Annotated in this window: 10 protein-coding genes and 1 pseudogene; 9 read left to right on the top strand and 2 right to left on the bottom strand. The window is 66.9% G+C overall.

All coding sequences use genetic code 11. From position 1 onward, the window contains the following. Window positions 1–21 precede the first annotated feature (21 nt). The 4 genes and pseudogenes from GYH36_RS03305 to GYH36_RS03295 all read left to right on the top strand — a co-directional run. Complete coding sequence (locus GYH36_RS03305; RefSeq protein ID WP_203231528.1) at window positions 22–1,983, top strand: type I restriction enzyme subunit R domain-containing protein; 1,962 nt, start codon at window positions 22–24, stop codon at window positions 1,981–1,983. Next, window positions 1,953–2,174 (top strand): hypothetical protein, encoded by a 222-nt coding sequence (locus tag GYH36_RS19190; RefSeq protein WP_203231527.1) that lies wholly within the window; start codon window positions 1,953–1,955, stop codon window positions 2,172–2,174. Before GYH36_RS03305 ends, GYH36_RS19190 begins: the two co-directional genes overlap by 31 nt. Beyond that, window positions 2,155–2,388, top strand: coding sequence for a helix-turn-helix domain-containing protein (locus GYH36_RS20225; protein WP_312028488.1), 234 nt, complete (start codon window positions 2,155–2,157; stop codon window positions 2,386–2,388). Before GYH36_RS19190 ends, GYH36_RS20225 begins: the two co-directional genes overlap by 20 nt. Window positions 2,389–2,612: 224 nt before the next feature. After that, a pseudogene (locus GYH36_RS03295) lies at window positions 2,613–3,383 on the top strand (helix-turn-helix domain-containing protein); the annotation flags it as partial. Here GYH36_RS03295 and GYH36_RS03290 read toward each other — a convergent pair. Continuing rightward, on the bottom strand, window positions 3,326–4,063 hold the full coding sequence (locus GYH36_RS03290) for a hypothetical protein (RefSeq protein WP_162289099.1): 738 nt from the start codon (window positions 4,061–4,063) through the stop codon (window positions 3,326–3,328). The pseudogene GYH36_RS03295 and the gene GYH36_RS03290 overlap by 58 nt on opposite strands. A gap of 82 nt (window positions 4,064–4,145) precedes the next feature. Beyond that, window positions 4,146–4,580 (bottom strand): hypothetical protein, encoded by a 435-nt coding sequence (locus tag GYH36_RS03285; RefSeq protein ID WP_162289098.1) that lies wholly within the window; start codon window positions 4,578–4,580, stop codon window positions 4,146–4,148. Between the two features lie 242 nt (window positions 4,581–4,822). On the opposite strand from GYH36_RS03285, the gene GYH36_RS03280 reads away from it, so the two are divergent. From GYH36_RS03280 to GYH36_RS20220, 5 genes are read left to right on the top strand one after another with little or no spacing between them, the layout of a single operon-like run. Beyond that, window positions 4,823–5,725: a hypothetical protein gene (locus GYH36_RS03280; protein ID WP_162289097.1), complete on the top strand. Its 903-nt coding sequence runs from the start codon at window positions 4,823–4,825 to the stop codon at window positions 5,723–5,725. Then, window positions 5,722–7,281: a 3'-5' exonuclease gene (locus tag GYH36_RS03275; protein ID WP_162289096.1), complete on the top strand. Its 1,560-nt coding sequence runs from the start codon at window positions 5,722–5,724 to the stop codon at window positions 7,279–7,281. Before GYH36_RS03280 ends, GYH36_RS03275 begins: the two co-directional genes overlap by 4 nt. Before the next feature lie 20 nt (window positions 7,282–7,301). Beyond that, the gene (locus tag GYH36_RS03270; RefSeq protein ID WP_162289095.1) at window positions 7,302–11,096 is read left to right on the top strand and encodes a protein kinase domain-containing protein; all 3,795 of its coding nucleotides are present in this window, start codon (window positions 7,302–7,304) and stop codon (window positions 11,094–11,096) included. After that, window positions 11,093–12,712 carry a methylation-associated defense system protein MAD7 gene (gene mads7, locus GYH36_RS03265; protein ID WP_162289094.1) on the top strand — a complete coding sequence of 540 codons (1,620 nt, stop codon included), beginning with the start codon at window positions 11,093–11,095 and terminating at the stop codon, window positions 12,710–12,712. The genes GYH36_RS03270 and mads7 overlap by 4 nt, the downstream gene beginning before the upstream one ends. Further along, complete coding sequence (locus GYH36_RS20220; RefSeq protein ID WP_162289093.1) at window positions 12,709–17,574, top strand: helicase HerA domain-containing protein; 4,866 nt, start codon at window positions 12,709–12,711, stop codon at window positions 17,572–17,574. The genes mads7 and GYH36_RS20220 overlap by 4 nt, the downstream gene beginning before the upstream one ends. Window positions 17,575–17,855 lie beyond the last annotated feature (281 nt).

The raw sequence follows: 17,855 nt of genomic DNA, 5'->3' as shown, positions 1-17,855 counted from the left end.
CATCTGGAACAGCGGGTCCATGTGCCACTCGGGTCCGCCGGCTCGGGCAAGACCAAGACGATCGCGTGGCTGAGCCACCGCCTGATCCGCCACATGGACGCCGACTCGAAGTCGACGTTCGACTCCGTCATCGTCGTCACCGACCGGCAGGTCCTCGACGAGAACATCCGCCACGACATGAACCTCGTGCAGTCCAACCAGGGCCTGGTCGTGACCGTGGGGGAGAAGAAGTCGCAGGCGAAGTCCCCGCAGCTCAAGAAGGCGCTGCTGGAGGGCGACCACATCGTCACCTGCACCCTCCAGACCTTCCCCGAGGTCATGAAGCTGATCGAGGACACCGAAGAGCTGCGCGGCCGGCATTGGGCCGTCGTCGCCGACGAGGCTCACTCATCGCAGTCGGGGTCCGCTGCGCGACAGCTGAAGGAGCTCCTGGCCGACGTCGAGCTGGACGAGGACGAGGAGATCAGCGCTGACGACCTGCTGACCGCCAAAGACTCGGCCATCGCCGACTCAAGCAACATCACGTTCGTGGCGCTCACGGCCACGCCGAAGGCGAAGACACTGCGCCTGTTCGGCACCGAGCGCGACGGGCGCTGGGAGGCGTTCGACACCTACACGATGGCCCAGGCGATCGAGGAGGGCTTCATCCTCGACGTGCTGACCAACTACTCCACCTACGACATGTTCCTGCGGGTCAAGAACACCCTGGAGAGCGGCGAGGACGAGCAGATCCAGGTCAACACCGGCGAGGCTGTCTCCGCCATCGTCCGGTTCGCCGTGCTCCACCCGACCGCCATCGCGCAGAAGGTGCGCGTCGTCGTCGAGCACTTCCGGCGCAACGTGATGGGGATGCTCGGCGGAGAAGCGAAGGCCATGGTCGTGACCAGCTCGCGCATGGAGGCGCTGAACTGGTCGCGCAAGATGAACGAGTACATCGCCTCCCAGGGCTACGACGACATGAGCACGCTGGTTGCGTTGTCCGGCACACTGAAGGACGAGGCGGGCGAGGACGTCACCGAGATCTCGGTGAACGGCCACAGCGACGTGGCCCGGGCCTTCCGCGAGGAGGGGATCTACAAAGTCCTCATCGTCGCTAGCAAGTTCCAGACCGGGTTCGACGAACCGCGGCTCATGGCAATGTACGTCGACAAGAAGCTGACCGGCGTCGCCACGGTGCAGACGCTGTCGCGGCTCAACCGGATCTACCCGGGCAAGACCGCGCCGATGGTCGTCGACTTCCGCAACACCCCGGCCAGCGTCCAGAAGGACTTCCAGCTTTACTACTCCGACGCCCACGTCGACGGCGACGTCGACCCGAACGCGCTGTACACGCTCGGCGAGCGCATGGACACGGCGGGGCTGTACGGCCAGGCGGACATGGACGCCGTAGCCGACGCGTTCCTGGCCGACGCCGGCGGCGAGGCGATCGCGAAGGCGCTCGCCCCGGTCAAGAACAACTGGACGGCCCAGTGGCGCGAGGCCCGGCTGACGAAGGACAAGGTCAAGCGCGAGGCGCTCGAGCAGTTCCGCGCCGACGTGCTCGGCTACCGCAACGCTTGGCAGTTCCTCAGCCAGATCGTCGACTACCAGGACCCCGAGCTGCACCGAAGGGCGATCTTGGCGACGCTGCTCGCGCGCAACCTGCACGTCGACGGGAACGAGTACGACGACAGCTACCTCGAGGGCGTCCAGCTCTCTGGAGTGAAGCTGGTGCCGTCGGCGATCAACGAGGACCACTCGCTGACCGAGGGCAGCACCGACGGGATCAGGCTGCCGGAGTTCGAGGGCGAGCGCCGAGGGTTGGGAACGCCCGTCAAGGGTCCGCTGGACGAGGCCATCGAGCGGGTCAACGAGATGTTCAAGGCCAACGGCGTGGACGTGAACCCCGGCAGCGTCGCGGGCTTCATCACGACCTTCTGGGGTTCCTCGACGCCAACGAGGAGGCCGTGGCGATGGCGCAGAACAACACGGTTGCCCAGCTGAAGGCCTCGCAGGGATTCAGCAACGCCGTCGGCCTCGCGGTGCTCAAGACCTGTCAGGAGTCGCAGGAGATCCAGTCGTACATGACCGACCCGGCGTTCATCGCGGAGATCTCGAACATCGCGGCCGAGGCCCTGCACCAGCAGCACCACCGCGAACGAGGATCCGGGGGCGATCCCGAGGCGGAAGCCTGATGAGCACCGAGGAGCCGCCGGCCCCGCTGTTCGGAGCGATCATCCGCGAGGCCCGCAAGAAGCGCGGCTGGTCGCAGGAGGAGCTCGGGCAGGCGCCGGGCTGTCCCGCCCGACCATCGCGCGGGTCGAGTCGGACAACGACGTCAGCACCGCGACGATCGGCAAGATCGCCCGCGCGCTGGGCCTGACCCTGGAGCTGACGGAGCGTGGCTGATCCGGATCTGTCGGAGGAGCGGCGTAGCGTCGAGATCGCCCACGGGTCGGACGTAGGGCATCGGCAGATGCATGGCCCCGAACGCGGCCAACGACAGGAAGCAGAGCCCTAGATGTTGCGGGTCGTGACGTTGGTGACGCGGGGCCGGGTGTGAGGAAGGGGTAGGCCCGGCGGCAGGATGGAAGTGCGACCAACCGTCTTGCCGAGAAGTGGCCTACCCGTTCATGACCCACGCTAACGCTCCGCTGACCCCTCCCGGCCGCCTGCGCCTGATCGAGCGCTGCCGGTCGCGCCCGGTCGCGCACGTCGCGGCCGGTGTCTCACGGGCCTGCTTGTCGAAGTGGAAGAACCGCTACGACCGGCTCGGCGAGGCCGGTCTGCCCGACCGGGCCAGCGTCCCGCACACCTCACCGACCCAGACCCCCGCGCAGGTCGTTGAGCGCATCGAGGAGCTGCGCCGCGAGCACAAGTGGTCCGCGACCAGGCTCGCGCTCGAGCTCGCCGGTGAGGGCCACCGCGTCTCGACCCGAACGGTAGGTCGCTGGTTCGAGCGCCTCGGGATCAACCGGCGCCGTCACCTGGACCCCGGCGGGTCCTACAACCGGCGTGCGGGGCGGATCACGGCCCGCTACCCGGGCCACATGGTCAACCTGGACGTCAAGAAGGTCGGGCGCATCCCCGACGGTGGAGGATGGCGAGCTCACGGGCGCGGCTCGGCCCAGCACAAGGCCACCGTGCGGGCCAAGACCGCCGGCACGCGGGCCGGATACGTCTACCTGCACTCCGCCATCGACGGGTTCTCCCGCCTGGCCTACACCGAGCACCTTCCCGACGAGAAGGCCGCCACCACCATCGGGTTCTTCTGCCGCGCCAGAGCGTTCTTCGCCCCGCACGGCATCAACCGGCTCGTGCGCGTGATCACCGACAACGGTGCCAACTACCGCGCCAGCGCCTTCGGGCGCACCGTGGCCGCCTTCGCTTCTCGACATCCTCGCGGACCTTGATCTCCGCCTCGTACCGCTCGGCCAGGCTCTTCGAGTGCAGCTCCATCTCGGTCGACTTCGACTCGAGTGAGTGCTTCAGCGCGTCGCGCTCCTTCTCGACCGTCGCGACGGCGGACTGGACCTCGAGAGTCTTCTCGGTCTCGGCGCCCTTCAGCCGAGCCGCGAGTTCGGCGATCTCCGCGTCCTTCGCCGCGCCCCTCGGTGAGCTCGCGGTCGGCCTGGAGGTGCTGCGTCCTCATCGCGGTCTCTAGCTGGTCCTTGGCCCTGGCCAGTTCGGCCTTGAGCCGCCCGCGCTCGCGGTCGCTCTCGGCCTTCGCCAGCTCGACCTCGAGCTTTTTCTGCGCGGAGGCGTTCCGAAGCTCACCCTGGAGCTCTAGGATCCTCGCGTCGAGCTTGGCGCGCTCGGTTTCGGCCTCCTGGGCAGCCTTGGCGGTCGCCACCTCGAGGGCGGCCTCCTTCTCCTTCGCGGCGAGTGCGAGACGCTCGGCGAGGTCGCGCTGGAACTCCTCGTTGCGAACCTGGTCGACGATCTGGGCGTAGCCCGCCTCGTCGATGCTGAACTGCTGCCCGCAGCTGGGGCACTTGATCTCGTGGGTGGAGCCGGCGGTCTGGACATTGGCGGTGGACAAGCTGTGCTCGTGAGCCGACGGGCTCATGGCGTTGTTGCTCAAGGCTGTTCTCTCCCATGGTGTGGTGTGGACGGGTGGCATGAGGCCGGTGCTGGCAAAGGATCGCGTGCCCACGGGAACGTGTTCAGGCGGCCCGCCCGAGTGCCAGAGTGGCGGGAGCGGCGGTCAGAGGGCGGTCGGCGAGGTCGACCAGAGCGACGCTCGCGGCACGCGGGGTGTGGCCCGAGCGGCGCAGCGCCGAGATGGTGTCGTGCTGGCTCGTCAGGTGCCAGCCCTTGTACTCGCACTCGTACGTCCGGACGACGGTCCGCTCGCGGGTGCTGGCCTGGTTCAGGTGGTGCATGGCGTGCGTCGCCTGGACCTTGTCGCGGTAGCGACGCTTGCTGCACCAGCGAGAGTCCGAGGAAGGCCTGGCGGCCTTCGGAGCACGCCGCGAATTCGGGCGACGAGACTCGCGTGTCGCGGCCTGCGTCGCAGCGATACGGCGCAGCTCCTCCTCGAGGGAGAAGTTGCTCGCGACCGAGGCCGGCGTGACGGTGGGGTTCGTGTCGGTCGACATTTGCTGCACTCCTATCCGTTCGTGATCCGCCGTCGTTCGCGGCGGCATGACAAGAGTGCGGGCGCCGGACGACAACGAGGCCGAGCCGGGTACCCGGGTATCCCGGGGGCAGCAGCAAGGCGCGGGATAGGCAACGCTGGCGACGTCGGGGAGGGGTGTAGGACGGTGCAGCCCTGAGGCAGAATCTCGTTACCCGAACTCGAGTCCGGCCAGTGGAGAGCCGACGCGAGATCAGGAGACCAATGACGTCAGGCAGGCGGGAGGCGAAGATGGCACAGGGCGGTTGGTCCGCTACGGCTGTCCTCCAGGTCGGCGATGTGGTGAGCGAACGTTGGCTCATCGACACCGAGAGCGAGGTGACCATCGGCCGCTCGCCGCGCGCAGGCCTGCGGTCGCCGTCGGAGAACGGCCACGTTCCCCGCGAGCTCGCCCGGCTCAAGCACTTTCCGATCGGATGGATGCTGGCGAACTCCGGCAACACCGTAGGAGGGACCAAGGCGCCGGTCCGTGTTCGGGGCCCTTACATCGAGAACGCCGAAGGGGCCGAATTCGCCCCGAACTCGATGATCATCCTTCAGAAGGGTGAGTGGACCCTCGAATGGGACCTGCCAATCCGTACCGTCCTGACGTTGACTCCCTTGTCGGAAAGCTCGGACACGGTCGATCTCGCCGTGGCGCGCGATCGTGCCCACGGCACGTCCGGGAACCAGACGCTCCGCGCCTCACCGGTTTCGCTGACACCGGTGCAGCGCACACGCATGGCAGCCCTGTTCGCCTATCTCATCCGTGATGGGAGCCCGCCGGAGAACAGGTATCGCGCTGCCGCCGATCTTCTCGGCGAATCGGTCGAGCAGGTGAAGTCCACGGCACGAAGGTTCAGCGCAAGATCAACGACGACCCATTCCGGAAGCACGCGCCAAAGGTCAACGGGGTCGACGAGCTCGGAAGGCACTTGGTCCGGCTCTCGAGAACCATCGGCGAAGACGATCTCGAAGACGCCGGCAGAAACGCGACACCGCCCGTCCAGTTCCCGAGCGACTCCCATGACGACCCTGCGGACTGACGGTGCATGCCCCCGCCGGAAACCGGTAGAGTCACTGGCTGTTGACACGATGATCGTGCAACCCTGGAAGGACGTGAGTTGAGCTCCACCGAGGCGATGGACGCCGCAGCCAAAGCCCTGGTCGCACAGGGCTTCGAGACCTACCGGGACGACGCCGGGATCCGGCCGCAGCTCCTCGCTCACCATCCCGTCAAGGGTGTGGTGGCCCTCGACTACGCGACCGACAACGGCGCCAGTGTTCAGCTGAATAGAAAGCTCGAACTTCTCCGCGAGGAGGTGCCTGCAATCCGGCGCGTTGCGATCGAGCGTCGCGTCGTCGACGCGCGAGCGCAGGCCACCGATCGCAGAACGGTGTCGGTCACCGACGCGCGCACGGGAGCGTGGGCGGCGGCGCTGCGTCATCGCCCTATCGACGACCAGGTCGCGGACGGCATCCGCGCCGCGTTCGCGCCGACTGCCGAGGTACCGATTCCGCGGCGCGACAATCTCTCCGACCGCAACGCGGGTGCGCGCGTCAAGGCGCGGCTGCGGCTCGATGCCGACCAGGCGAAGGCCGTGGAGGGGGCGACCAGCGAGGTGGGTGTCGTCGAGGGACCGCCCGGCAGCGGAAAGACGATCGTCTTGGCTGCCCGGGCCCGAAAGCTCGCGCGCGAGAACCCGGGCTGGCGGATCCAGTTCCTCTGCTACAACCGCATGCTCGTCCCCTACCTGCGCGATCTCGTCAGCCCCTACCCCAATATCGAGGTCTCGACGTTCGCGAGGTTCGCGGCCTCCCTGGACCACCGCGTGGACATGCGCGACCCCGCGAGGGCCGCATCCGATGCGGCCCGCGCGGTAGCGGCCCTGCGGCTCTCACCTGCGGTCGACGCCGTGATGGTGGACGAAGCCCAGGACTTCTGGCTTCCCTGGCTCCAGGTGGCAATTGCCGCGGTGCGCCGGGGACGGGGCGGAGTGTTGCTCGCCGGAGACTCGAAGCAGTCGCTCTATCGCTATGAGAGCGGCATCGACGAGCTCAAGTCATGGCTTGACGACTTCGAGGTCTTCGAGCTCGACCGGGCCTACCGGTCAACGAAGCAGATCCTCGAGGTCACGTCTGCGCTCAGCGACCAGAGCGTGGTCCGTGGCCTGGCGACCGCGTTCGACGGCCCCCCGGTCGATCTGATCTATTCGCACGACAAGGCCGGCCAAGGTGACGCCGTCGCGAACGACATCGCGATGCTGGTCAAGCACGAGCAGGTCGAGTACCAGAACATCGGCGTCCTGGTCACCCGCAAGTTTCTGGTCGGCACGGTCGCCGAGGCACTGAAACGCCGCGGAATCCCTTTCGAAGTCATGTGGGCCAACAAGGCCGGGGAGCTCGACCTGCGCGATCCGACCGTCAAGGTCATGACGGTTCACTCGGCGAAGGGGATCGACTTCGACATCGTCTTCCTCGTCGGTCTGGAGAACCTGCCGGACGGTTCGAGCGACGAGGACGTTCAACAGGGCCGTACCGGCTATGTCGGCATGACCCGTGCCAAGGACCGGCTCGTCATTACCTATTCGCGCGATAACGCCTACCTGGAACGGATTCGCCACGTTGACATGGAGACCCTCAACCGCTGGATGTGGCCGGATGACTTTGTGCTGGAGGCCTGATCATGGCTGAGATTCGCTTGATGGGTGAGTACGTCGGTCCGGGTGAGCGCAAGACCGCGGAGCGATTGGCCGCGGACCTCCCGGACCCTTGGGTCATCTACGTCGGCCGCAAGCTGGCCGGGTCGAACAAGGACGACGTCGATTTTATCGTCGTCGGCCAGAAGTTCATCTTCACGCTCGAAGAGAAGCACTGGGGCCCGACGATAATTGTCGATGACGTCTACTGGCATGTGAAGGGCGATCGCCGGCACTCGCCTGTCTCCCAGATTGCCGCGGTCTCCCGAAAACTCGCCGGTCTCCTAAAGGACAAGGTCGACGGCTACAAGTCTCTCAAAGGCAAGCGCGTTCTCGCCGGCGTCGTCTTGAGCTACGACGGCGTGAAGGTCCTGTCCGGGCGAAACTTCGACCAGTCCGAGCGCGTGTGGACGCTGCCATACGCCGCCGAAGAAATGGTTGCCCTCGAGCAGCGAGAACCCACTACGCTCGGCGCGACGAGGCCCGTTCTCCTACAGTATCTCGACGGCCTTTCCCCTGCCGAGAAGCGTGATCGGATCGGGGACTACAAGGTCATCGGGCAGATTCCGGCCGCGGGGAACGAGAAGGCGTTCGAAGCTCGCGCGCCGATCACCGGCGAGTCGGTGATCCTCAAGTGCTACCCGGTCGAGCAGCTCAAGCAACTCGGCGATCCGCGGGAGTACCTCCTGCGCGAGTACAAGGCGATCAACGCCGTCGCGGACCTGGGGAGAACATGGCGAGCGCTGCAACCGTTCGAGAGCGCTCCGCATGGCTTCTTCGTCGTCCCCGTTATTCCGCCGGCGAACAGCTGGACGCTGTGGAGAGACGTTCAGAGCCTCACGACCCCCCGCGACGGTAGGCTGATCGGCGTCGAGGACGCCACCCGGGTCGTTCGCAGTGCCTTCGAGGCGCTCAAGGACGTCCATGAGGCGGGTCTCGTGCACAGGGCCCTGCACCCCCAGAGGATCTGGCTGAGCAAGAACCGGCTCGTCAAGTTCAGTGACTTCCACCTCGCGAAGCTCACCGGCCAGCAGACCATCTACACGTGGGCCGACTACGACATCAGCGAGGGCTACCGCGCGCCGGAGGCAGCGAGCGACGTTGGGCTCGCTACGGCCCCCTCGGACGTCTTCAGCCTCGTCCTGTCTCTCTCGGCCTGGCTGCTCGGTACCGACGTCACGGACATGAAGCTGGACGACGTCCGCACCGCGCTGACCGGCATCTATCCCTGGTCCGAGGGACTGATCACCGGCCTCGACGGCGCAGCGTCGAACCGTCCCACCGCGGGGGAGATGGCGGAGAAGATCGCGCTGCCCGCGTCACCACCGCCACCGCCCCCGACGGCCGACTCCCTCGAGGATTTCCGCGTCGGTGGTGTCGTCCGCGGCCGGTACGAGATCCGCGCCAGCCTCGGCTCCGGGGGCTTCGCGCGGACCTGGGAGGTGTACGACAGGAACGCCGAGCTCACGCGCGTACTGAAGCAGTTCCACGAGCTCGTCCCCGAGCACGTGAGGGCCGAGTTCAAGGCCGCCGACGAGCTCGTGCACGAGAAGTGCGGGCGCGTCTATGACATTCAGCTCGCCCAGGCGCCCGCCTACCTCGTGTCCGAGTACGTGGAGGGTGAGAGCCTCGCCGAGCCGGGGATCGACCGGAGCGTTGCCGAGATCCGGACGACCGCCCTGGACGTCCTCGACGCTCTGGAGTACATCCACGGAAAGGAGCGTGTCCATGGTGACGTCACGCCCTCGAACATCATCGAGAAGAGCAACGGCAGCGCGAAGCTGATCGACTTCGGTCTCTCGTCGGCGATCGGCCTCCGTCCGACGGGATGGAACCCGATGTTCGCCGCGCCTGAGGTCCGGCGTGACGGCAGGGTGTCGCCCGCCGCGGACATCTTCGGGTTCGCCGCCTCGATGGCGTACGCGATGCTGGGCCGGCATCCCATCACCGTCGACGGCGACCAGGTCCGTTCCCTCCCGCCCACCGAGGATGAGCGCGATGCCTGGGGAGAAGAGGGCGCTCTCCTCCTCGATGTGTTCTTCAAGGGCCTCGCCGAACAGCCCAGCGAGCGTCCCGAGTCCGCCGGCGCCTTCCGCGCGCTCGTGAACGGGGCGCGGCTCGTCCGCGGCGGCAGGTCGCTCGGCACCGATCGTGACGAGGCCGGCGAGGGCGAGCCGGGGGTCCAGTTCGTCCTGGCGCCGCAGATCAACCCCAGCGTCACCGCGATCCGGCGCCTCTATCGCGCGGCCACGGGTGGGAATGCAGGCAACCGTGGGCTCGACGACGCGTTCGCCAACCAGACCTACGTCGCGACGCTTCTCGACGTGCGCTTGGTGCCGCGGGTGCTCGCGAAGGAATTCGACGTCGTGCTCCTCAGCGGAAATCCGGGCGACGGCAAGACCTCCGTGCTCGTGAAGCTCGGGGAGGAGCTCCGGGCGCGAGGGGCACAGGACATCGACTCGGACGAGGCCGGCTGGACGCTCGAGCTCGAGGGGCACCGCTTCTACGCGATCTTCGATGCCAGCGAGTCCCACGGAGACATGAGCTCCGACGAGCTCGTCAACCGTGCCTTGCTCCCCGTGCTGGAGGGGGAGCCCGCCACGGCGCTGCTCGCCGTGAACGACGGCCGTCTGAACCAGTTCTTCATCGACAACAGCGACCTCTACGAACACTGGTGGTTCTCGATCGAGGACCAGATGAACGGCAAGCCATACGACGGGAGCGGGGCCGTCCTCATCGACCTCAAGAGGCGCACCCTCGCGGACACCGGTTCGGGCGACGGCCTGGGGCCTCGGGTCCTGGGCACCATCGTGGCCGATCCTCTGTGGGAGATCTGCGGCTCGTGCTCCGCGCAGACGAGCTGCCCCATCCTCGCCAATCGCAACCTTCTCGCGAACGAGGGGGCCGCGGCATTCGGGGAGCTTTTGCAGATCAGCCACCTGCGTCGTCGCCGGCGGGCCACTTTCCGTGACGTCCGCTCCGCCATCTCGTGGCTCATCACTGGGAACATGACCTGCCACGACGTTCACCGGTCGATCACGGACGGACAGAACCCGCTGTACCGGGAAACTTCGGCGACCTTCGACCTCGCGTTCTCCGAAGACTCAGGGGACTACCTCGTCCAGGAATGGGCGAGCCTCGATCCGTCGAGCGTCCCGGCCCCGGCAGTGGATCGTGCGTTCCGGGCAATGAAGGACGACTCGCGACTGGACTACGTGTCGAGCCCCGAGCATCTCGCACGTGCCATCTACTTCCGCCTCGACGCCGTCGTGCCGGGCGACGACATCGATGCCGGCGGCTTGCGGACCTTCCGGTACTTCGACGAGTTCATGGCGATGCTCAGGGACGGAGGATCGACGAAGGCCAGGGATCGCATTCTGCTCGGCATTAGCCGCCTCGCCGGAGCCTTTGGGTACGCGGAGCCGGGGCTGGCCATGAGCAGCGGCGCCGACGGCACCACGTGGGCCGTTCTCCACACGGTTCCTGAGGATGAGTTCCACGTCGAGGTTCCGACCGTCGACGGAGAGTTCGTCGAGACGATGCCCGATCAGCTTCTGCTCAGGCATGACAAGGGCGCCTCGCTCAACCTGACCCTCGATACCGCGGAGATCATCCTCCGGGCCGCGGACGGCGAGATCGTCAACGACGTCGGTGCCGACGCAACGCGGCAGGAGATCGACAGCTTCGTGAACCAGCTGAAGCGCCGCCCGTCCCAGTCGGCCCAGATCGTCGACTCGTCCGGTTCGGTCACGGTCGCGCGGATCCGTAGCGGAGCGATCGAGATGGAGCCTGCACAGTGAAGATCGCCCTCCCTAAGGAGCTCAACACCCTCGTGACGCCCACCGTGATCCCGGTCGAGCTGAACGACACCGACATCGACCGCATGCTGACGCGGATCCTCGAGATGGCCGTCAAACGCGGTCTGTACGCCAGCTCCCGCGTCGACACGAAGGCGTACGACAAGTACCTCCACGAACTGTGGGAGTCGGAGAACATCACCTGCACCGACCCCGGAGACGGGCTCGACGTTCTCGACGGGTGGATCCGCGCGTCGGTCCTGCGCGAGGAACGTGTGGGACTCCGGCGCGACACTGTGCAGATGGGTTACATCCGCCCGCTGACCATCGCGGCGTACCGGAGCGGCTTGCCCAAGACGACCTCCCGAAACCGCCGGGCAGATGCCCTCACCTACCAGAGCGTGTGGAGGGTGCTGGGCGGCGCGGACGCCGATACGGCACGGGTGAAGAAGCTTTTCGTCGACACGTTCGGTGCCGGCGTCGACCTGGGGGAGATGCCCTGGCACGCGCCCAGATACGACGGCGAGTCGATCGTGGACATCGACACGCTCCTCGCGCTGCGCTTTCTCGAGGGGTTCAGCGGAAGCCAGAACCCCAAGGACTCGGATCGCACGTTCCTATCACTCCCGGTACCGGCCGCGGTGGAACCCCTGGGGCACGATCTCGTGGCCTTCCTGAGGCAGTACGGCCCGGCGATGCCGGTGGCGGAAGCATTCACCCATGTCAGCGCCCTCATCGCACTGAGGCTGTTCCAGCTCCCGCTCGTCACGGCCCGCGTGCTGCGGTCCCTTCTCTCGGGGGGCACCGATGACACGCCGGCCGTCGAAATGTACTGCGACTTCGTCCGGCGCAAGGGAAGTCCCTCCGACGAGGTTTCGCGGCTCTGCGTCCAGCGGGACCTGGAGACCATGCGGACCTTCTTCCGGGACCGTGTTCTCGTTCGCGAACTGGACCGCGCCGCGGAGGCCGCCGGTCTCAGACCGCCGGCGGATGCAGACGCGGCCGAGCGGCTCCGGTGGGCCGCGAGCCTGAACGACCACGAAGGCATCAACTTCGGCCTCGGCTACTCGGTCCTCGGGAGCATCCGCGAAATGCAGACCGAGGGTACCGAGGAGCGCGAGTTCGTCGAGGGCGTGATCGCCGCCGAGGGGCTGCGCAACACCGACAGGCTCGCGGCCATCCTCGTCGAGGCGCTGCGCAAGCGGGGCCTGGAGAACCAGGTCAAGTGGTTCTACAGCACCGGCGGGATCGCGAAGTCGTACGGGATGCTGTCCGGGACTCTGCGTGCGCGGAGCACGTGGAGGTATGCCCCGTCGGACGAGGTGCTGACGACACTCCTGTGCCTCTGCTTCACCGACCAGGACGGGACCACGACTCACGGCAAGCTGCCGATTCGCGTCGTGCTGGAACGGCTTGAGTCGCGGTTCGGGATCCTCATCGACCGGGCACCGGCCGACTTCGACTCGGCGACGGCTCGCGCCGGCGCGCAGGAGAACTTCACCGCGTTCACCGGGCGCCTCAAGCTCCTGGGTTGTTTCCAGGGCCTCTCCGATGACTTCAGTGCCCAGTACGTGACGAGACCCAGAGACGTGGTCTCTGCGAAGGAGATCGATCAGTGAGCGCCGAAACCGGCACCCGGATTCTCGTCGACGGCCTGGCCACCGAGCTGTTCCGCCACATTGACGGCTCCGAACCGGGCCATTGCGTGCGGATCGACGGCGTCGACCTGAGCATCGCGGAGGACCTGGCCACGACCGTTGCCGGTCTTCTCGATGGCCAGGCCGACGTGTTCGTTTTGCGGTCAGACCCGCGGTTGGCGGATCTCGAGGTCGCCCCGGAGAAGGCGATCGAGCTCCGGAACCGGAAGCTTCGGGCGCTGCTTCTTCTGGTTCCCGCCGGGGAGGGCCACGCTGCGAGCTCGCTCGACAACTCGTTCGAGCGGATTGCGGTGGCCGACCTCTTCGACCGAGCCGAGCGGGCAGTTCGTGACTCCATTCCGGTCGAGGCGATTCGCGACCTGGCGTCCAGGCAGGCAAAGAGGTTGGGCACGAACAAGGAGGCCTGGCTGCGTCTCCTAGCGGAGCTCGCCGTCGATCCGACGTTCGAGTCCTTCGGCGCGAATCTCTGGCGGGTCGGCCTCGTCCCCGACCTGGGGGCGGACGTCGAGTCCCGGCTGGACCGTAACCGCCGTGCCGTCGAGGCGATCAGCCGTCCGTCGCGCCCCGCCGCGTCGATCGACGAACGTCTGACCAATGCCGGGCTCGAGGAAGGGAGCGGGCGCGTCCCGCTGCGGCAGTTCCTCGACCAGCTCGGAGCGGAGCTGTCCACTCCGAACCGCTGGGCCAAGGAACTCGCCGATCGCGGCCTGAGCTTCGACGGCTGGAAGTTCGCCGACACCGTCAGCCATGACCTGCAGTCCCTCGAGGTCGCCCCGTTCCAAAAGCCGGACGGAACGCTCGAACGCTCGAGCAAGCTCAAGCTCGGGAGCGACGGGCAGCTCCTTCTCGAGGTCTCCGAGGACAGCGGCGGCTCGCTCGTCGTCGTGTGGAAGACGTCGCCGGCGGTCGTCGACACCGTTGCCCGGTGGCGTATCGAGGTGCGCCAGCCGGAGGACCTCCGCGACTCGGAGTCGGAGCCGCTTGCCGTCGCCACCGTCAAGAACGCGGACGGCAAGCTCCGCCGTGCGACGGTCAAGGTCGAAGCGACGGCCGACGATCTCGACGCGGGGAACATGTTCGTCGCGTCGGTGACACCGCTGGGTCCCAACGGGGAAGAGATCGCACTCGACACCGGGGAGGAGGCCACCGCCGACAGCCAGTGGTTCCAGATCGCGATCAAGGACGCGCCCGACGCCAAGCTGCTGCGGCGGGCCGCCGTGAGCGTTCCCGAGGCCGCGCTCCACGCCGCGCTGTCGGGTCAGGACGACCTCCGCGAAGACTTCGTCATGTGGGACCTCGCAGGAGGGGTCTTCGGCCTGCGCCTCGGCAACCGCCGATCGATTCAGGTGCGCGTGAGCGAGATCCTGGTGCGCCTCCAACACGACGCCCTCAAAGAGCCGTCCGCCCCGAAGCACCATGTCCTGGACGGGGCCTACGGCGCTCCCCTAGACCTGAACACGGCATCCGATCCGCTGCCTCTGGTGCTCCCTCGTGCGCTCGCCAAGGCGCGTGCGGAGCTGTTCGACGCGATTAGCGCCGACAGCACCAGGAACACGGGCGAGTCGCTGGCGTGGGACGACGAAGTCCGCACCCTGGCCAAGACGTACGCGGCCACGTACAAGCGTGCCCTCGAGCAGGTGAGCGGCGACGGTTTGCGCGACCTCCTCCTGCTGGACACCGTCACGATCCGGGTCAAGCGCGCCAACCGAACCGTCGAAGCCGCGGTGGTCCTCCCCATCCACCCGCTGAGGATCAACTGGATCGGCGATCACGACGAGCTCCTTCGTTCCTGGGCGCATGAGCTCGTCGACATCACGTCGGCGGCCGCGCGGTCGGCCTCGCTCGATGCCACCCTCCTGGCCCAGATCGTGCCCGCGAACCTGCCCTTTACCGTCCTCGACGCCGACGGGAACGTCGCGGTCTACGCCGAGGAACTGACCTTCGGCTCGGGCCTCTACCTCGTGCCTGGTGACCTCGACCGCGACAGCGGGGCCGAATCCGTGTGCACGGTACTGGGACTCGACCGCGCATCGTCGACGCTGCGGGCGTCGTCGGATCTCGTCGCCGAACGTATCCGGGCGTATGAGCTTGCACATCAGCCCGGCGAGGCCCTTCGAGCGCTTGCGGTCAACCCGGGTTCGGGAGAGCTCATCGCCGGCGCTCTGGCGCACGACGTCAGCGCGGAGCGGGCCGGCGGCGACGACGACGTCGAGCCGCACCGGCTCGAGGTCGTCGCCTATTCGGACAGCGCGGCCTATGTGAAGCCGGTGCCGTCGCTGGTCGACCTGCAGACCACCCTTCGCAGCCGGAAGACCGGCCGGGAGAGTAACCACCTCACCCCGACCCTCTCGCTGAGTGTCCGGGCCCTCGATGCCGTGGCGACGGACCGTTCGCGGGCACATCTCGCGTTCGTCCAAGACGTCTACGAGCCCACGGTGGACTTCCAGACGGCACAGGAACGAAAGCCCGCTCTGGAGGGCCTGCTCGTTCCGATCGTGACCGACGCGGTCGAACCGTCCGGCGACGCGAAGGTCTGGGCCAGCTATCCCGCGCTGGGGCCCGCCACCGGCGGGACGGAGTCCGATCTCCATGTCGTGCACCGGACCCACCAGCGGGCGATCGCCCGTGAGCAGACCGGGCCGGACGGCACCGTTCCGACGGTCACCGTCACCCTGGACGAGCGCCGCCAGGAGATCGTGAGGCAGGTGCACGAGCGTGCCGACTGGGTCATCGGCCTGGACCGCTACATCGGTGCCGACCTGTTCGGGAACGATCTCCTCGACAGGCCGTACATCCTTGATTATGCGCCCGACTTCGTCGAAGGCATCGGCGACCGGCTGACGGTGACAACCACCCATCGCGCGGAGGTCGAAATGCTGCTCGACCGGGCGATGACAGAGCTCGGTCTGGCGAATGTGGACCAGTCCGTCGGCAAGGTTCTCGAAACATTGTCCCTCGTCTCAGGACGACTCGCGTTGCGCCTCCTGCGCGACAATTCGCAAGCCCGTGAAGCGGTCTCACTGGCCGCCCTCATGGTGTATCTCAAGGCACGGGGCCAGCTCGACGACGTGATCGTCGTGCCGGTGGACGCCCACCAGGAGATCTTCGGTGCTGCCCTGCGCGACGCAGGAGAAGCCCGGCGGTGCGATCTTCTGCTCGTCCGGATCGGCCAGCGTTCGTTCAAGATCGAGTGCGTGGAGGTTAAGGCCCGCAAGGAGGCCCATCTCCCGGAGAACCTCGCCGAACGCATCGTGGCGCAGGTCGAAGACACTCGCCGGCTGCTCGCGTCTCGATTTTTCTCGGACCCGCCCCGCGTCGACTCGGATCTCCAGCGCGCCCGGCTCGCGAGCCTTCTCCACTATTACGCGGACCGGTCGCACGCCAACGGCATTATCGCCGCCGAGCGCATCGCCGACATCCATCGGTACATCGACCGGGTCAGCGAGAACCGCGAGAACGCGGTCATCACCACCCAGGGCTACGTCATCAGCATGGAGGGAGACCACGGGTTCAAGCGCAAGTACAACGACACTCCCATGACCGTCATCTCGGGCGGGGCGCTCACCAGCGTCGGTTTCACGACGCTCGCCGCGCAGGTCGGTACTGCAGTCGACGTCCCCCGCGTCGAGAGCCCGACGCAAGCCGACGACGAGCATGAGGGAGCCGGGGCGGGGTCGGCTCCTGACCCGGCGAAGCCTGACGGGACGCTTCCTGAGCCGACAGGAACCGTGGCTGTGTCCGAGGCCGAAGAGCCTGCCGTCAGGTTTGCGGGCCAAGCCTCCGAGGGGACGCGCTCTGGAACCGAGGTCCGGGTGGAGCTCGGCCAGGACGCGACAGGCGCGGAGGCCGGATGGACGGTGAGCACGAAGGGTAGCCCGCACGCATTCATCCTCGGAATTCCGGGTCAGGGCAAGTCCGTGACGACGCGGAAGATTATCCGTGACTTCTCCTCGGGCGGTCTACCGTCGCTCGTTTTCGATTTCCACGGTGACATGGCTGCCGACCCGCCCGAAGGCGCAAAGGTGCTCGACGCGGCGGTCGGCCTCCCGTTTAGCCCCTTCGAGCCCGACGTCCAGCCGGGACGTCCGATCAACACTAACGCGATGGAGATCGCCGAGATCCTGGCGCACGTCGCTGGGCTCGGCGACATCCAACGTGACCACGTCTACAACGCGCTGCGGCAGGCATACGCGGAACACGGATGGTCGGGGCTGACGCAATCAGAATCGGTCCCGACCATGGACGACTTCGTCGAGGCGCTGACCAACGTCGAATCCCAGCAAGCCGGGAGAAACGCGGTCGCACGCCTGCGGGCCTTTACCGATTTTGGCCTGTTCGGCCCGAGGGATGGCGAAGGATTCGACATCCTCAATTCCAACCGGGACGGCCTGGTCGTCGATATCAGCAGATTGACGGAAGAGGTCCAGAGGGTGGCGGCCTCGTTCATCCTGCGAAAGGTTTACCGCGAGATGTTCCGGTGGGAGCAGGATGGCACGATGAAGCTCGCCGTGGTGCTCGACGAGGCGCATCGCATGGCTCGTGACGTCACGCTCCCAAAGATCATGAAGGAAGGCCGCAAGTACGGGGCGGGCGTCATCGTTGCGAGCCAGAACGTCGATGATTTCCACGCCGATGTACTCGGCAACGCCGGCACGAAGATCGTCTTCAGGACCAATTACCCGGCGTCGAGGAAGGTGAGCAACTTCCTCCGGGGACGCCGAGGGGCCGACCTCAGCCAGGAGATCGAGAGGCTAAACGTCGGGGTCGCGTACGTGTCGACACCGGAGTCCGCGCAAGCACGCAAGGTCTACATGTCGATGTGATCACTCAACGGAAGCGAGCGACTGCGGAAGCGCCTCGGGTCTCGTACGAAGACCGAGGCGATTCGCTGTTCGTCCGCGAAGGCTGACACCGAGACTCGACGAGGCGGCCCTGCTTCATTAACTGCTTCACGAAGCGACCGACCGCCAGCGGACCCCTGCCAACAGCCACGGGCGAAAACCCGCTGTCGAGCGTGCGTATTCGCAGGTCATTCTTGATTCGGGACGAAGAGGTCGCAGGTTCAAATCCTGTCACCCCGACCCTTGTGAGAGGCCCTCTGGCC

This window comes from Cellulosimicrobium composti, assembly GCF_010287905.1.
In the GTDB taxonomy this organism is placed as follows: Bacteria; Actinomycetota; Actinomycetes; order Actinomycetales; family Cellulomonadaceae; genus Cellulosimicrobium; species Cellulosimicrobium composti.
Note: the sequence above shows the minus strand (reverse complement) of the source record. Positions and strands in the feature narration are given on the sequence as shown.

Excerpts from the sequence above, each read along its gene's own strand:
- GYH36_RS19190 (WP_203231527.1), top strand. The coding sequence starts at position 1,953 with ATGGCGCAGAACAACACGGTTGCCCAGCTGAAGGCCTCGCAGGGATTC.
- GYH36_RS03285 (WP_162289098.1), bottom strand. The coding sequence starts at position 4,580 with ATGTCGACCGACACGAACCCCACCGTCACGCCGGCCTCGGTCGCGAGC.
- GYH36_RS03280 (WP_162289097.1), top strand. The coding sequence starts at position 4,823 with ATGACGTCAGGCAGGCGGGAGGCGAAGATGGCACAGGGCGGTTGGTCC.
- GYH36_RS03270 (WP_162289095.1), top strand. The coding sequence starts at position 7,302 with ATGGGTGAGTACGTCGGTCCGGGTGAGCGCAAGACCGCGGAGCGATTG.